Source organism: Sinorhizobium prairiense (assembly GCF_029201645.2).
Lineage (GTDB): Bacteria > Pseudomonadota > Alphaproteobacteria > Rhizobiales > Rhizobiaceae > Sinorhizobium > Sinorhizobium meliloti_A.
In genome coordinates, this window is record NZ_CP104132.1 from 117605 (window position 1) to 134329 (window position 16725).

General features: G+C 60.0%; 13 protein-coding genes and 2 pseudogenes. 4 read left to right on the top strand and 11 right to left on the bottom strand.

The annotated features are described in order from the left end of the window. Positions 1-143: 143 nt before the first annotated feature. Both N0Q91_RS20145 and N0Q91_RS20150 read left to right on the top strand, forming a co-directional pair. A complete protein-coding gene (locus N0Q91_RS20145) occupies positions 144-1106 on the top strand; it encodes an AraC family transcriptional regulator (protein WP_275598483.1) in 963 nt (320 codons plus the stop codon). Positions 1107-1596: 490 nt separating this feature from the next. Beyond that, positions 1597-3039, top strand: coding sequence for a DUF1254 domain-containing protein (locus N0Q91_RS20150; RefSeq protein WP_275598484.1), 1443 nt, complete (start codon positions 1597-1599; stop codon positions 3037-3039). 261 nt (positions 3040-3300) lie between these two features. Here N0Q91_RS20150 and N0Q91_RS20155 read toward each other — a convergent pair. The 10 genes and pseudogenes from N0Q91_RS20155 to N0Q91_RS20200 all read right to left on the bottom strand — a co-directional run. Then, positions 3301-3668 (bottom strand): annotated as a pseudogene (locus tag N0Q91_RS20155) (IS630 family transposase); the annotation flags it as partial. Positions 3669-3787: 119 nt separating this feature from the next. Further along, positions 3788-5407 carry an IS66 family transposase gene (tnpC, locus tag N0Q91_RS20160; protein WP_275598485.1) on the bottom strand — a complete coding sequence of 540 codons (1620 nt, stop codon included), beginning with the start codon at positions 5405-5407 and terminating at the stop codon, positions 3788-3790. Between the two features lie 75 nt (positions 5408-5482). Continuing rightward, on the bottom strand, positions 5483-5827 hold the full coding sequence (gene tnpB, locus N0Q91_RS20165) for an IS66 family insertion sequence element accessory protein TnpB (RefSeq protein WP_003537853.1): 345 nt from the start codon (positions 5825-5827) through the stop codon (positions 5483-5485). Then, positions 5824-6210, bottom strand: a complete 387-nt coding sequence (locus N0Q91_RS20170) for a transposase (protein WP_015008426.1) — start codon at positions 6208-6210, stop codon at positions 5824-5826. The genes tnpB and N0Q91_RS20170 overlap by 4 nt, the downstream gene beginning before the upstream one ends. Before the next feature lie 135 nt (positions 6211-6345). Next, positions 6346-6795 (bottom strand): DUF2721 domain-containing protein, encoded by a 450-nt coding sequence (locus N0Q91_RS20175; protein WP_275598486.1) that lies wholly within the window; start codon positions 6793-6795, stop codon positions 6346-6348. 413 nt (positions 6796-7208) lie between these two features. Further along, the gene (locus tag N0Q91_RS20180) at positions 7209-8000 is read right to left on the bottom strand and encodes a hypothetical protein (RefSeq protein WP_275598487.1); all 792 of its coding nucleotides are present in this window, start codon (positions 7998-8000) and stop codon (positions 7209-7211) included. Positions 8001-8059: 59 nt separating this feature from the next. Then, the gene (locus N0Q91_RS20185; protein WP_275598488.1) at positions 8060-9991 is read right to left on the bottom strand and encodes a DUF3604 domain-containing protein; all 1932 of its coding nucleotides are present in this window, start codon (positions 9989-9991) and stop codon (positions 8060-8062) included. 24 nt (positions 9992-10015) lie between these two features. Further along, a complete protein-coding gene (locus N0Q91_RS20190) occupies positions 10016-10435 on the bottom strand; it encodes a hypothetical protein (RefSeq protein ID WP_275598489.1) in 420 nt (139 codons plus the stop codon). Positions 10436-10711: 276 nt separating this feature from the next. Then, the gene (locus N0Q91_RS20195) at positions 10712-11752 is read right to left on the bottom strand and encodes a HupE/UreJ family protein (protein ID WP_375341895.1); all 1041 of its coding nucleotides are present in this window, start codon (positions 11750-11752) and stop codon (positions 10712-10714) included. Continuing rightward, positions 11749-12621, bottom strand: coding sequence for a peptidylprolyl isomerase (locus tag N0Q91_RS20200; RefSeq protein ID WP_275598491.1), 873 nt, complete (start codon positions 12619-12621; stop codon positions 11749-11751). The genes N0Q91_RS20195 and N0Q91_RS20200 overlap by 4 nt, the downstream gene beginning before the upstream one ends. Before the next feature lie 331 nt (positions 12622-12952). Between N0Q91_RS20200 and N0Q91_RS20205 the strand changes: the two genes are divergently transcribed. Then, positions 12953-14326, top strand: a complete 1374-nt coding sequence (locus N0Q91_RS20205) for a DUF3300 domain-containing protein (protein WP_275598492.1) — start codon at positions 12953-12955, stop codon at positions 14324-14326. A gap of 17 nt (positions 14327-14343) precedes the next feature. Continuing rightward, a pseudogene (locus N0Q91_RS20210) lies at positions 14344-15305 on the top strand (DUF2950 family protein). Positions 15306-15526: 221 nt separating this feature from the next. Here the strand turns inward: N0Q91_RS20210 and N0Q91_RS20215 are convergent. After that, a complete protein-coding gene (locus tag N0Q91_RS20215) occupies positions 15527-16648 on the bottom strand; it encodes a Fic family protein (protein ID WP_275598493.1) in 1122 nt (373 codons plus the stop codon). Positions 16649-16725 lie beyond the last annotated feature (77 nt).

Sequence of the window (16725 nt, forward strand, 5' to 3'; positions counted from 1 at the left end):
ACGCGCCCATCTGCAACGCGGCCCTTCGCCGGTATTTCCCGTTACTGTCATTGCGCTATCGGTTATGATGCAACCGGCGTTCCTGAAGAATGACCGGAACGCCGGTTCTCTTGTCCGAGCCGCCTGACAACGGAGTGTGGCGAATGGATGCGCTGCTGGACATCTGCCGTTCGATGCAGCTTACCGGAGGCGTCTTTCTCGAGGCGGAATTCACCGCGCCCTGGTGCGTGACGTCGCAGATCGCGCCAGAGGACTGCGGCCCTTTCATGCCGCAGCCCGCTCAGTTGATCGCCTATCATTACGTGACGGCTGGTCGACTCATTCTGCAGACGGATGGGCATTCACCGGTTCCTGTTCAAGCCGGTGAGATCATCTTGATGCCGCGCAACGACGAGCACGTCATTGGTAGTTCGACCAATGTCAGGCCGGTTAACGCCCATTTCCTAATCCAGCGCTCAGCAGCAGGCGGATTGGCTCGCATAGCGTACGGAGGCGGAGGCGAACGGACGCTAATCCTATGCGGCTATCTCGGTACCAATTCGCCCCACGCGACAATCTGTGGCGTCTTGCCGAGGATGCTCAAAATTGGTGTGGAGGAGGGAGCCTCCGGCGATTGGATCGAGAGTTCGTTCCGCTTTGCCGCGCAACAGCTATCGGCAGGGAGAATCGAGTCGCCAGCGGTCCTTGCGAAGCTGGCAGAGCTGCTGTTCGTAGAAGCGGTGTGTCGATATGTAAGGTCGCTTCCACCCGAGGCGAGCGGATGGCTTGCTGGCCTGCGCGACCGCGCCGTTGGGCGGGCGCTGGCTCTCCTGCACAGCCGCATGACTCACCCCTGGACGACGGAGGAACTCGCCCAGGAAATCGGTTTGTCGCGCTCGGCCTTTGCGGAGCGATTCACAAGCCTTTTGGGCGAGCCGCCGATGCGCTATCTGGCGAATTGGCGGATGCAGGTCGCGGCACAACGGCTAAGGGGCTCTCATGAACCCATTGCTCGCATCGCCTTTGAAATAGGCTACGAGTCGGAGGCCGCCTTCAACCGGGCCTTCAAAAGGACATTTGAGATGCCGCCAACGGCCTGGCGCAAAATGCAGTCGGATGGATCCTAATAGAAGTTTCGGTGGCGGGCCATACCCCAATTCCCTCGCCTGTCCGATGACAAGCAAACATCCGCCAGGGCGACGGAAATCAGCAGCCATCGAGTGCGGTGTGCGCCGGAAATTCCCTTTGATACGTTATGTGATCTTTACCCTCGCAACAAGCCATGGCCAGCGCTTGTGAAGAACGGCTCCCGATCCAAGCCGTGGCAGAAGACAGGCGAGGAAGCGTCCCGACCCGGCCCCTTGAGGGCCTTTCACTCGTGTATGAACATGACGCGGTCAGCCTCCGATGCAGCTCTTCTGACGCATTCACTCTCATCATGGCGAACGAACGCCGTGCCACGATGCAGCGAAGCGACGCGCAATTCCACCCAACGAGGACAAAGAAGCGAGTCTGATGGGCCGTTTTGCATTGTCAGCCACCGAAGCGAGGCGTAACGTTCTCCTGCTACCTATGCGCGCTTGACCGCAAGCCGCGAAACGGAGGGAAGTTGTTCACATGCTTACGAAACGCGATCTGCTCCGCTCTGCTGCGATGGCCGCATTCGCCGCCGCGACGGCGAAGTCCACGCCTGCCACGGCGCAAAGCAATGCCGATTGGCCAAGCCTGCTAGAGGCCAAGAACATCGCTGAGGCGGGGTTCATCTACGGACTGCCTATCGTGATGAACTATGCCATCATGTACGAGTATGCGGTCGATCGCAATTCGGGGCAGTTCAAGGCACCGTTCAATGAGATCAGGAATGAGCCTAACGTCTTCACCTACAAAGATACGGCAATCGTGACGCCAAACAGCGACACGCCCTATTCCTTCGTGTGGCTGGATTTGCGGGCGGAACCGGTGGTGCTCTCGGTGCCGGCGATCGACCCGAAGCGCTACTACTCGATTATGCTCTGCGACGGCAATACCTACAATTATGGCTATATCGGCACCCGAGCCACAGGGAGTGAGGCCGGCGACTACATGGTGGTTGGGCCGGACTGGACGGGCGACACCCCGGCGGGCATCAAGCAGGTGTTTCGTTCAAGCACACAGTTTTCGCTTGCGGGTTATCGAACCCAGCTTTTCGGCCCAGATGATCTCGACAACGTCAAGAGGGTGCAGGCTGGCTATAAGGTGCAGATGCTCTCTGCCTATCTGAAGCAGACGCCGCCGCCGGCCGCACCAACTATCGACTTCCCGAAAATCAACAAGGAACTGGTGAAGAGCAACTTCTTCGAGTTTCTCGACTTTGCGCTGCAATTCGCGCCGCCTGAAGCCAACGAAATGGAGATCCGCGCGCAGCTCGCGCGCATCGGCGTTGGGCCCGGCAAGACGTTCAACTTTAAGGACCTCCCTCTAGAGCAGAAGCTGGAGTTTGGTCTTGGCATGAAGGAAGGCCAGCGGAAGGTCGATGAGGCGGTCGCCAGTGTCGGTAAGACGATCAATGGATGGCGGGTCAGCGGTCTTCCAGGCGACAGCGCCCACTATAACGGCGACTGGATGAAGCGTGCCGTCGCTGCTCAGGCCGGCATTTATGGGAATGACCCGGAGGAAGCGACCTATCCGTTCACTCGCGTCGACAGCGACGGCCAGACGCTCGACGGCAGCAAGCACAACTATACGCTGACGTTTCCGCCCGGTCAGCAGCCGCCCGTGAACGCTTTCTGGTCGCTTACCATGTATGACGGTGAGTCCCAACTCCTGATCGAAAACCCGATCAACCGCTATCTGATTAACTCGCCCATGCTGCCGTCCATGAATACCAATGCGGACGGCTCATTGACGCTCTACATTCAAAAAGATAGCCCCGGTGCGGAGAAGGAAGCCAATTGGCTTCCGGCCCCGGCTGGCAAAATCTATCTCGTGATGCGTCTATATTGGCCGAAGCCGACGCCACCCTCGATCTTGCCAGCGGGCGAAGGGACATGGCAGCCCCCTGGCGTGAAACGGGTCTCATAGAAGAGTCCGCTTCGGCTGTGAGAATTCCATTGTTATGGCTAGGCGGGGATCCTCAATAGCTTCCGCCGTTGGCAATGGCTACTAATGTCCGACAGTGTTGCAAAACTGGTCATTGCCGGCGTGGACGCGTGATTCAAGGATTTGAGGGAAAATCAGGCGAATGATGGGATTTCAGACGGCTCCAGCGCAGCTCTTCTACGATTCCAGTCGAGAGCACTTTCCGGCAGACAGTGTCCTCGCCGCATCGACCGCCACTTAGCTTTCAAGGAGGTCTGGCCGCTCCTGCTCCAGTGCATGTGCGGTCTTTTTTGAATGTGAAGACGCTTTGCGCAGCCAGACGCCGAGCGTGCTGCGGCCGATAAAGACGGATCGGCCCAGGCGCAGAGACACCTCGTTCAGCGTGATGTCCTTCGACGCCTCGATCATACCAAGGATGAAAGGCTCATGATCGTCGAGACGGTGCTAGAAAGCGCTCACTGAGTCTGCCGGGCGCTCGCGATCGAGCCAATAGCCGTCGAGATCTGGTCCCGAACGGCGCCGCAGCCGACCGCGCGGGCATCCTTTCCAGCCGACGCAGCGAAAACTGGGTGGCGAAGATCATCACTCCATGCGCGGGCACATTGCCTCACGCCGAATCTCCTTTCATCGGACGGGCTCTGACCTCGTCAGCACCCGCGCAAAGTTTCAGCCCTACAACAGCAGGCCTTCGATCGAACTGATGATCCACATGCTGATCAACGGTAAGCGGTTAGCTGACGGCGTCTGACCTGAAGTTCCAGGGCATGAGAGCTTCGATTTCGGATGCGGGCCAGCCTTGAGCGATGCGGGTCAAGGTCTGCGAGAGCCAGTCGAGCGGATCGACGCCATTCATTTTGCAGGTCTGCAACAAGGTGGCCACCGTCGCCCAAGTTCGTCCACCGCCCTCGCTGCCGGCGAATAGGCTATTCTTTCTCGTAATCGTTTGGGGCCTGATCGCCCGTTCGACGATGTTGGAGTCGATTTCGATGCGACCGTCCGTCAGAAAGCGCTCCAGCGCCTCGCGCCGGGTGAGCGCGTAGCGGATCGCCTCGGCGGTTTTGGATTTTCCCGAGACCTTGCCCAGTTCCTTTTCCCAGAGCTCGAAGAGGCTGGCGACGGTGGTCGAGGATTTCTCCTGGCGCCGGGCCGCGCGGCTGTCGGCATCCTTACCGCGAACTTCATCCTCGATGCGCCAGAGCTCGGTCATTGCCAGGACAGTGTCTGTGGCGGCCTGCGAGACTCCGCTGATGTGCAGGTCATAAAACTTGCGCCGTAGATGTGCCCAACATCCTGCAAGCTGGACCCTTTCGTTGCTGCCGGTTTTGGCCCGCGTCTTGGCGAGATTAGTATAGGCCGAGTAGCCATCCACTTGCAGGATGCCGGTGAATCCGGAGAGATGACGCGTCACGCAATCCGCACCTCTGCTGTCTTCAAAACGATAGGCCACCATCGGCGGACTGGTTCCGCCATAGGGGCGGTCGTCGCGTGCGTAAGCCCAAAGCCAGGCCTTGGTGGTTTTGCCCGAACCGGGCGCAAGAGTGGGTAGGGTCGTCTCGTCGGCAAAGATCCTTTCGCCCTCCTTGACCCTCTCCAGGATATAATCGGCCAGCATCTGCAGTTCGAAGCCCAGATGCCCCATCCATTGGGCCATCAGCGACCGGCTGATCTCGACGCCATCACGCAAATAGATCGCTTCCTGCCGATAAAGAGGAAGACCATCGGCGTATTTGGAAACGGCGATATAGGCGAGCAGCCGTTCCGTCGGCAGGTCGCCTTCGATGATGTGTGCCGGCGCCAAGGCCTGGACCACGCCGTCGCTGCCCCGGAAAGCGTATTTGGGGCGACGCGTCACGATAACCCTGAACTTCGGCGGCACGACGTCCAGCCGCTCGGAGCGGTCCTCTCCGATCAGAACCTTTGACAACCCCTCGCACCCGGCCGGGATTTCCGGCTCGATGACCTCTTCGATGCGCTCGAGATGGGCGGCAAAACCCTTGCGCGGACGCGGCGCTCGCTTCGGCTTGTCCTTGGCTGCGCGATCGAGCTCGCTGCGGATTGCCGATAGGCCGGTTTCGACCTCTTCGAAGGCAAAGGAGACTTGCTCGTCATTGACCCCGAGGCGGAGCCGCTCAGAGCGCTTGCCATTTTGCGTGCGCTGCAAAACCTTCATGATCAAGGTCAGGTTGGCAATCCGCTCGTTGGCGCTCTTCTCAACCGCCTCCAACCGCGCGATCTCAGCCTCGGCCACCTTCAGCCGGACCTCTTTCGCGGCTTGTTCGCGCGCCAACGCGAGAACCATCGCTTTCAGCGCATCAACGTCGTCCGGCAGGTCGCTAAGGGGCAAATCCATGCGGGCGAATAGAGCACAAAAACAGCCGCTTTCCCAATCATTACAGCAACATGATTCATCTTGCCGCAGTCCTGTTCAGCCCGTCAGCAACGGCCGTCTGACCTTGGTTGGCCGGATCTTCTTCCAATCCAGACCGGCCAGAAGCGCCATTAATTGCGAATGGTCCAGACGTATCCTGGCGGCCGATATGCCCGGCCAGCAAAAGCTCTGCTCCTCGAGGGTTTTCGAATAGAGGCAGACACCGCTGCCATCCCACCAGACGATGCGAACACGGTCCGCCCGTTTCGACCGGAACACATAAAGCGCTCCGTTGAACGGGTCGAGACCGCCATCTCTGACCAGAGCCATCAAGGATGCCGCACCTTTGCGGAAGTCGACCGGCTGGCACGACACGTAAACGACAACGCCGGACGCGATCATGCCTTGCGGACCGCTCGGAGTATCTTCACCAGGTGATCCGACTCGATATCGCCGCCGACGCGCACCACGACATCACCGAGGACGATTTCGACCGCAGAGCTTGCCACCGGCTCAACGCGCGCGAACTTGACCTCCTTCTTCGCGGTTTCCGTCAGGGGCGCAACCAACCCCGATGACAGTGCCTTGCGACGCCACCCGTAAAGCTGCGAGGGATCCAATCCCTCAGCGCGCGCGATCGCAGAGACATTGGCTCCAGGCAACAACGTCTCGGCAATCAGGCGCTCCTTCTCCTCGTTCGGCCAGTCTCGCGGCTTGCGCCGCGCCCGCACCGGCGCCGCCGTCAAAACCTCGAATGTTCGTGGCTGATTCACACTGTCGCTCATAGGATTCTCCGCATCACTCATGCAGAAAATCCTCGATCAGCGCGTCAATTGATACGTGGGGGTCCCTACGCGCTTACGATCAACGTCTACAGCATGCCAACCGGTCAGAGCGCCGGCTCTGTGAGGAAGTCGATTTCAATCGCGCCTACCGTGCCTGTCCATTCGGATCTGCCGCAACATGTTCCGGCAGGCGATAACCAATTCAAACAGGAATGCAACGAGCGAAAGTATGAGCGAGACTATTGCACCGCCAAAGAACCAAAAAAGATTCTCTGGGCGGAATCCGATGGCAAGCGTCCCGGCGAGAAGATTCAAGATTGCGCCACCCGTGCAAATGCCAGCCACCACCCCGAGCACAACCGCAATTTCAAGTGCGAGCGTCCGTCGTCGCAGGTAGGCGAGCTGCATGCGCAGTGCCTGGCTTTCTCCGTTTCTCTCCGCGACCTCGTTCAGGCGATCCGACACTCTCCCGAGACGAGTGGCGAAAATGTTTACGAAACCTGCCGTGCCCGCCAACAGAAAGACAGGCGCCAGAGAGGTTTGAATGACCGCGGCAAAGTCATTGACGATAGGCGGTGCGTCCATAAGTGCCTTTCAAATGAACTGCGAAGCGATTGTGTCAGGTTGAGCCGCACTTGGCGTAAAGGGCGCCTTGAAGCCGCCGGGTCGCAGCAGCGGCCGGGTCTTCGTCGGCGGATAGGGGCTTCCGCGCGCCAAATGCTTACACCCGGCCAATGAAGTGGTTAACCTCCTGGGAGACCCACTTGCCGCAGCGCATACCGGGCGCTTTACCGAACTCCGTGATCTTGGCCCATGGCCAAAACGTTGATGTAGACTGGCCAGGAGGAGCATCAGATAAATGATTGCATTTTGCGACTTCGAGGACATCTGGTGGCAGCTTAACGGCATACATGACCCAGAGCTGTGGCCTCTCAGAGGCCTGGAGAAGCCACCATTGCGGCAAGTGCGGGCGATGGACTAAGCTCTCGACGGTTGCGTCAAAAACGAACGACCAGACCAATTGTCGGGCCGTGCTGGACCGTGTCGTAGACGAAGCCATCATTCTCATAGTCGACACCGGCAGCGCGGTATCCAACGACCGCCGAGATGGAGTCGCTGATTTGATAACCGGCGCCGCCCATCACATCCCAAACGAGGTCGGAAGAGGCCCCGCCTCCAATCAATGCCCAGCTCGTCAGGTAAAAGTGCTCGTTGATTGAAACGCGCCCCTTCAATCCAACGATCGGATCTGTCCAGGTTTCCGTCTGCGACAGTTCGGTTCCCCCCAGCAGACCGGGTGGGTTGAAGTCGAGTTCGTTCTTGATTGAGAACAGTCGGAAGCCAGCGAAGGCGTCGAGGCTGGCATCCGGCTGGTCGACCAGGCGATACTCGCCGGCGGCCGTCCACATAAGGCTGTGCGTCGTCAGATCGACGCTGCGTGCCAGGAGACCGAACGGCGTGTCGCGCGAAGCCGAAAGCCTGATGTAGTTGAGGTCGGTGAAGATGCCGAAGCGGCCATAGCGCGCTTCGGCCAAACCCATCACGCCAACGTCGAGATTCGACAGTATGTCGTCGAAGCTGGCATCGATACTAGTGGTTCTGCCCCGGGCGCCGACGTCGCCCTCTATCCCCGAAAGCCAGCCGTACATGCCGACGGTGAACGTCCAGCCGTATGGTGTCTCGTACTCCACCGTTTTCGCTCCCGGATAGATCGCATCCGCGGCGCCGGCAGTGCCTACGGATCCGAACAGCCCGAACAGGCCGGCAGCGATCAACTTGCGCAGTTCCATTATCCCCACTCCTTGCTTAATGCCCCCATCGAACCATCGGCGCAGACGCGCCGAATCCGCTACTCCGCTGGACTGTACCAGATCGGCGATGTGTAGGCTCGCTCCTGCATCGTCATCGGCACGTCCGGCGGCATGGTGATGCCAAAATACTTCGCGTCATAGGCTGTCCAGCGTGGCGTCGGAATTTCGATCACCCGACCGTAATAGAAGGCGCGCTCGGCGGGATCGAAGTCCGGGTCGGTCCAGACGCCAACAAGCTCGGGCGCCCCGATTGTGTTGGTCCAGGTGGCATTAGCGACATCGACGGTGTTTCCCACCGGCGTCAACTTGCCGTCGGCGCCGGGCTTGCGGTCTCCGGACCAGGCGACGTCATAGACCCGCTCGTGCAGTTCTCCCGCCGTGTCCATCCAGCCCTTGACGATCTGGTAGCGGTCGAGGTTGGCCCCAACCGGATCTTTCAGCGCGGCGACCAGGAAGGTCGGCGCCTTACCCTCGGGAGCAGGTCCGATATCGCCGCCCATCGGAACGCCCTTCGTATAACCCGCGGTCGCGGGACTCCGGGTATCGGCGTCGGCGTCGACGAAGTCGAACCCGCCGAAGAAACGCACCAGCATACGCGGACCGGTGGTGCCGTAGGTCTCGCGCCGCTCCATGGCATCGAAAAGTGCCTCCCGCGTGTTTTGCGCTGCCCATACCGCCGCGTAGCCGGAGGCCGTCTGCTCCCAGCCCATGATCACTCGCTCGCCCTGTTTGACGAAGGGATGGCTGGTGCGTTCCGCGCTTGGCTCGCTGCTCGACGTCTTGCCGAAGAAATTATCCTCCTCAACAGCGGCGAGACCGGTGTGCGCGTCCGTCGATCCGATCATTCCGAACTTGTAAGGATTGACGCCGAATTCCTGCTCCAGCTTGAGGCCGTTCTTCAGCGCCGAGCGGGCGTATTCGAACTCGAGCATTTCTGGCGTCTTGGCGACTGTCAGATCGAGGTTGCCCTTGTCCCACCGTTCGAAATTGGCGAACTCGTCGTTCGGAGACAGGAACGGATGCGTCTCGCCGTCACCTTTTATCTGCGTGACTTCATAAAGGCGCTCCCATTCACTACGGATCTCCGCGTACGCCCGGTCGATCGGCGCGTTGGTGCCAGGTTCGATCATCGGAAACATCAGACCGTTCGACAAATTGCCGTTGTGAGCGATCGCAAGCACGTCGCCGCCTGTCTTTTCCTCGTAGGCCGCCATCCACTTCCACAATTCGCGCGGATTATCGCTTCCGGGTGGTAGCACGGTGAATGGCACCACTTGACTCGCTCTTTGCGCGTTGTCGCGGAAAATGACGTTTCGGTGCAGATTGTTGCCGCCGGTGTTGGAAGTCCATTCATATCCAATAAACGCGGTAAATCTGCCCGGCTCGTTCGCCTCCTCCGCCGCCTTGATTGTCTCTCGCCATGCCGAGCGATATTGGCTCGAATCAGGCGAATAGAGGATCGGCCCCTTGAACTTCCCCGCACCAAACGAGGTTATGATGTCGACAGCCGCTTCGGCTCCCTGGCCCGAACGGATCATGTCGTACCACTTGCGGCCCAGCGGGTCGGTGAGCAACTCCGGTTTTCCGGCAAACAGGTCGGGGAAGAAACCCATGTTGTCAGAGTGGTCGGCCACGACGAGGAAATCGAGCGGCCGTGATAGCTTTACTGCCTGGCCCGTGGATGACGTAAGCTCCTCGCCCTTCGCAAGACGATACGCGTCCTGCGGCGTCAGCCGGGCTCCAAAAGCACCGGCATCCATCGAGAACGACGTATGCACGTGTGTATCGCCGAAGAACGGGCGAGTGGGAAAGTCGCGCCCGGCATATGGCGAATAGACAGGCGGGCGCTTGTGCCCCAGTTCCGCCCCGTCCGGGCTCAAAGTTCCGGCGTCCTGCGCGCGTGCTGGTGCCCAGAGGCTGGCGGCCATCACAGTCGCGATTGCGGTTCCTTGCAGCAAATTCCACGCCATTTGCTTTCCTCCTGGAATTGATCGTCAGTGATGTGCTGCCGACAGGTTCGCCCCCAGTCTCGGCTGGGGAGTAGGTGTCAGCGATGGCTGTGACTCCTTGCCCCGGCTCCACCCGGTCGCCAACGGGCTGCTTCCGACCCGCTGAAAGGTATCGATGAATTGCGCCTTCTGCTCCTCCAATCCGTAGATCCGAATGAGGCCGGTCTTGGTGGCCTGACCAACCGTCAGTCGGCCCTTGGCAATCTCGCTGATGACCGCCTCACCCGAAACGAGCACCAGATCGCCTGGCTCAACGCCGGAAACATGCACTCTCGCATGCAAGCCGTTGGCACCACGCTCAAATCGGGTCCAAAGCACCGGCTCCACGAGGACCAGCGAAAGGGATGGCTGAGACGGAGTCGGCGCCGCGGCACTAAGCATCTCACCGAACTGCTCCAGCGCCATTTTGGTCGCGCTGTATCGACGCCCGAACAAATCGACGCTCGCCCGATTGAAATTCGCCGGAGGTAGCCGACGGGCGGCCACCTCCCTCGATATTGCGCCTATGACGTGCAGCGAGTTCCGGATAGAGCCAGTTCAGGAAACCGCGTGAAACCGACTGGGGGTCCTCATAGCCGCAGGCAAACGCGCCTGGCGCCGGCGCTGCGGCCAGCAGAACTGCTGCCACAGTCACAACAGCTTTCCTTCGCCCGTCCGCCGGTGACCTCATTGTGCCCTCCTTCACAGGAACATCGCGTCCAGACGCTCGACGCTCCAGAACGCCGCGACGATGCCGATTGCATAGGCGGACGCGACGATCGCGTGCCGCGGAATGTTGACGAGCTGCCTTATTGAGTAGAGCCCGATCATTGTCATCGCGATGAAAGCGAGCTGTCCGAGTTCAACGCCGATATTGAACGCCAGCAGTGCCAGCGGTATGTCGCCTTGCGGCAGGCCAAGGTCCCCGAGAGCGCCGGCAAAACCGAAGCCATGCAACAGGCCGAACGCGAATGCCACTGTCCATGGACTCACAATTGCGAGGCTATTCTGTCCGCGCTCCATCCGGACGACTTCCGCGGCGACCATCACGATGCTGATGGCGATCATTGCCTCCACCGGTCGTGAAGGCAACGTCGCCCACCCGAGCGTCGCGCTGGTCAATGTGATCGAGTGGGCCACAGTGAAAGCGGTGACAGCCTTTACCAGCTTGCGCCAACCGCGCACGATCAGCATCAGACCAGCGACGAAAAGCAGGTGATCGAAGCCGAAGACGATGTGCTCTATACCTTGATGCAAATAAGTGACGAACACAGCCCAGTCGCTCTGCGACGCCGGGATGACAGCCGATGGCTCGCTGGGGGTCAACCGTGCCGTCCAGGTGTTGCCGTTGGCGAACATCACCCGGACGAGCGCGTCGGTCATGGTGTTCTGAAGACCATCGACAAGCACGCTCTGTCCGGCCAGCGGCTCAAAGGTTCGCACGCGCCAGCTTTGCACCATCGCGTCGCCGTTCGGGCGCGAGACGATTGGTGTGACCGTCTCGATCCTGCCGGAAAACAACGCCGTCAGCGCCAGACGCGCATTGCCCCGCATCGGCGTCTTGAAGAGAACGCTGTATTCGTTCGGTGCCCCTTCCTGAATGCTGAGATAGGCCGGACGGAGTTCGTGGGCGGAGGCGGCCTGCGAGAAGAGCGCAGCGGCAAGCATCAGTGTGAACAGCCAGACGCACCCCGCCGCGTAGCTACTTCGCACGAACACGGATCGGTCGACCCGCCGGCTCATTTCTGGGCTGCCTTCTGCTTCGAGGCAGCACCCAGCGCCGCTTTCGCTCCGTCGTCCAGCTCCACGCCATACTTCTTGCGTAGCGCGACAAGAAAATCGCGGCTGAGTTCGGCTTGCTTGAGCCTGCGCCACTCGGTGCCAACCGCATCTCTGACAGCTTCGAAGGGTTTCGGTGCTGCCGCCGTGCGGTGTGTGACAAACACCAGATGAATGCCATAGCCGGACTTCACCGGACCGCGCCACTGGCCCGGCTCAACTGCGAAGACTTGACGCGCGAAATCTTCGCCGAACATGCCCGAAACTGCTAGCTCGCTTGCGTCATCGAAGCGGTTTCCGAGCAGTAGTCGGTCGCCAACCGGCTCGGGTTCGCTTAGCGCATTCAGCTCGGCGAGCACGCTTTCGGCCTCAGCCGCAGCGTCGGCGCGGTGCTCCGGATCGAAGAAGATTTGCTTGAACGAGAGGCTGCCAGGTGTCCCAAAGTGCGACCCGTTGGCCGCATAGAGTTGCCGCAGCTCCGCCTCCGTCGGTTCAGCCAACTGAGCAGTGTCCTGGACGATGAATTTGAGCTTTTGCGCCAGCCGGCGGCGAATGATGGTGTCGTCCTGGTCGAGGGCCATTTCCTCGGCCTCGCGCGCCAGCAGCCTTTCGTCGAGGAGGCCTTCGACCAATCCTTTCAGTTCATCGGCGGTTGGATCGCGCAGCCACTGGCTCGACCAGGTTTGCTTCAGCCAGCGGACATCGCCCTCGCCGATGCGGACAGGCTCACCAGCCGCGGCGTCGGGCTGCTCGTCGTGCAGCCACGAGTAGCCGCCAAAGAGGATGGCGCCGATCACGGCGAAATGCAGCAGAGGCTCTCTGAACAAAGTCATGCGCCCAGCTCCGTACTTTCCTCCGTCGCGTGGCGGAGGAGCAGGATCACATTCGCAAAATCAGCCCGGTACCCCTGTTCGGCACAACCTGCGACACGCCCATTGTGCCCAGTGCAGCCTGTCTAGATTCATGCACCGACTGTCAGAAGGTTGCAACGTATATTTCAGGGTGTATTGTATTAGCTGATGTGATTTGGGGGATTTCTTCATTGACAGGTGGCGCTGCTCTGGAAGCGTAAGCCAATCCGAACGGCCCGCATTCTACACGTCGAAGAGCTTGTTTGGCACGAGACGTGCTCGCGCATCTCCGAAATCCGGGAGCGTTCAGGCCATGAGATCCAACACGCTTGCGCCGTCTATCAAAGTGAGTATGGCAGCCGCCTTTGCTCTCGCGACGTATCCGCCGGCGCCTTTCGTCGTCGCAGCCGCTGCTCAGGAGCAAGCCGCGGCGGCTGTTAAGGAAGCGGACACTGCGGAGATGCAGTCCCAGCCGCTCACCGAAGAAGAACTAGAAGTCCTTGTCGCCCGCATTGCCCTTTATCCGGATGAGCTCGTCGCCTTAGTGACATCGGCATCGCTTTATCCGCTGCAAATCGTCGAGGCAGCGCGTTTCCTTGAACAGGTAAAGACGAACAAGGATCTGAGGCCGAAGGAGAGCTGGGACGGCAGCATCATCTCCCTCTTGAACTATCCCGAGATCGTCAAGATGATGAGCGACGATCTCGACTGGACACAGTCGCTCGGTGATGCGCTCGCCTACCAGCAGAAGGACGTGCTTGTCGCCATCCAGCAATTGCGCGACAAGGCAGTCGCCGACGGCATCATCAAATCGGACGACAAGATCACGGTGGCGCAGGAGAGGGACAACGTCGTGATCCAGGCGGCCAATCCGGAAAAGATCTACGTTCCGCAGTATCCGCCGGAAATGCTTTACGCTCCAAACTATCAGCCCGCTCCGCTTGCCTACTCTCCCGAGCCCTATCCGAATTACTACTATCCAACTGCTACTTTCTTCGCAGGCTTCGTTACCGGCGCAGTGTTCGCAGCCGTCGTCGACTGGGATGACTGGGGCGTTTGGGGCGGGCGCTGGGGCGGTAGCGACATCAAGATCGACTGCAACAACTGTTTCAACAATGTGAACATCAGAGGCAAGGTGAACTTCGACGACGTCGATTGGAAGAACGTCGATCGCAGCAAGATCAGCTTCGACAGGAGCCAGCTCGCCAAGATTGATCGAACTTCGTTCGAAAACAATTTCAAGTCCATAAAGGACAACAACATCGCCAGCAGGGCGAGGACCGTGCGCAATGAGCAGGTCGGCGCCGTCAGGAACCGCACCGACACGATCTCTGTCGACGATGTTCGCAAGAGCAAGGTAGACGCCCGTCAAAAGATCGACGCAAGTCGAGTGAATACCACAGCCGGCGACCAAAGACCCGCGGAAGCGGTCAGGTCGAGACCGGCCGTTGCGAACCAGGTCAGCAACGCTAGACCCAGCGCAAACCGGGATCGCCAGATCAGCCGCCCGAAGCCGGGCGGAAAGATCGAGAGAAGTGGCGGCGGCAAGCCGTTACCACTAGGGCAAGTCCAGAGCGGCAAGGTCACCAGGGTTCACTCCGACCGCGGGCGTCAGGCGCTTGGCGGCGGCCAGCGCGGCGGCGGGAAACCGCATCGCGAGATCAAACGCCCTGGCCCCCGTAGATGAGTTGGGGAAGCACGCTCATGGTCAAGACGGTTCATCGGCCAATTTGGACCTCGCTCACGGGCTCCGTTCTGTTGGGTGTATCCATGACAGTCGGCTTCGCGCAGGAGTCCGGCACGTCCGCGGAAACGCCGCTCTCCGACTATGCGGCCGCCGGGGAGCCCCCGCGTTCGACACAGCGGAACAGGCAGCGGAGGCTTTCAAAACGACCGTCTCTTCTGGAGACTTTGACAAGCTCGCCAACCTGCTCGGCCTCGACGCCGCCAAGACAAGGGCCAGCGAGGGCGTCATGGAGACCTACGCGGAAATCCAAGAGGGCGTAAAGGAGAAGGTCGTTGTCGAAGACGTCGAGAACCACAAAGTCTTGGAGATCGGCGATGAACTCTGGCCGCTGCCATTCCCGATCGCCAAGCGCGACGACGGCAAGTGGGCCTTCGATACCTTTACCGGTCTTGAGGAGATTGCAAATCGCCGTGTTGGAGAGAACGAGCTTCAGGCGATCGCCACCATGCGCGCCTATGTCGATGCGCAGCAGGAGTACGCGCTTCAGGATCACGACGGCGACGGCGTGCTGGAATACGCCCAGAGACTGATCAGCAGCGACGGTCAGATGGACGGGCTCTACTGGCCCTCCAGTGCAACCGGCCCGGAAAGCCCGGCCGGGGCCGCGCTCGAGGATGGCGCCGTCCTTGCCAAGGCCAAGGCTGGAAAGGGCTATTTCGGTTATCATTACCGCATTCTCACCAGCCAGGGTGAGAACATTGCCGGCGGTAAATACGACTATGTGATCAACGGCAACATGATCGCCGGCTTCGCCCTCGTGGCCTGGCCGGTCAGCCATGGCGCGACGGGTGTCCACACCTTCGTCGTCAACCGCAACGGTATCGTCTACGAAGCGGACCTCGGCGACCAGACAGAGAGCATTGCCGCCGACATACGGCAGTTCAATCCGAATGACGACTGGCAGATCGTCGCGGATTAAACGTCACGTGCGCAGGGAGAGCGGACAGGTCAGCGAGACCTCCCGATCAAACACAACGTGCCGATCCTTGGCACCCCGGCGTCCGCTTCTTGCGCAGTACCAGACCCGGGCCGAGCAGTTGGCGAACTTCGGCTCTCCACCCTCTGCGGCCGCTGAGGGCGAGTTTCGATCCCTCGCCTTGAACGGATTCGAACCAAGGACCTCCTGATCGACACCGAAGGTCAGTTCGGAATCTCTTCGACATCAGCCAGAGAGTAGCTGGTACTCCGCCCTCCGCTTGCTTCCCGAATGAGAATCCCGCGTGCCATGAGGTCGTTGATGTCGCGCAGAGCGGTGTCCGGTGAGGTCTGCGTTAGCTTGGCCCACTTGGACGACGTTAATTTGGCCTCCAAGCCCTCGAGAAGTCGATTGACGACCTTGCGCTGGCGCTCACTAAGCCGCTGGCTGGCGTGCGCTTCCCAGAAGCGCGCCTTGCGGAGCACATTGGCGAGAATTTTTTCGGCCCCGTCAAAGGCACGATTGAGGCAGCCGAGAAACCACAGAAGCCAGCCGGTGATATCGAGATCGCCCTTCTGTGTCGTCTCGAGGATGGCATAGTAGTCCTTCCTCTCTTGCCGAATCTGCGCGGACATACTGTAGAAGCGCTGCGAGGTGCCTTCTGACCTGGCGAGCGCCATATCGGCGACAGCGCGCGCAATGCGGCCATTGCCGTCCTCGAAAGGGTGTATGGTAACAAACCACAAATGCGCGATCGCTGCTTTCAGGACCGGGTCGTGCGATGCTTGCCCGTTGAACCAAGAAAGAAATGCAGCCATCTCTTCTGGAAGTCGTGCGGCTGCAGGCGCCTCGAAATGGACCCTCTCACGTCCCATCGGCCCGGAGACCACCTGCATTGGGCCAGAATTTTCATCACGCCAAACACCAACAATGATTTTTGTCATGCCGCTGCGGCCGGTCGGAAATAGCGCGGCATGCCAAGCAAACAGCCGCTCATCGGACAGTGGGGCCTCATAGTTCTGGGTGGCATCCAGCATCATCTCAACGACGCCCTCGACGTGGCGGTCGGCAGGAACGAGCGCACCAATGTCCAGGCCGAGCCGGCGGGCGATGGAGGAGCGGACCTGTTCCTTGTCGAGAAACTCGCCCTCGATCTCACTGGACTTCACAACGTCTTCAGTTAGCGTGTACAGAACTGCTTCAGCACGAAAATCAAAGCCCAGCGCTTCCATCCGCCCGAGTAGGCGCCCTTGCTGATGTCGGACTGCCGCTAACGGCCCAGCCAGAGCATCGTTACTCCAGGCAAATCTCGGCCAGCCGTCCAGGTTGTGAATATAGCTCAACATTCTCCGCATCCTTTGCGGTGAATATGGCTATTAATCTCTGCACCCGCAAGTGAATTCTCCGCATCTTTCGCGGAGAA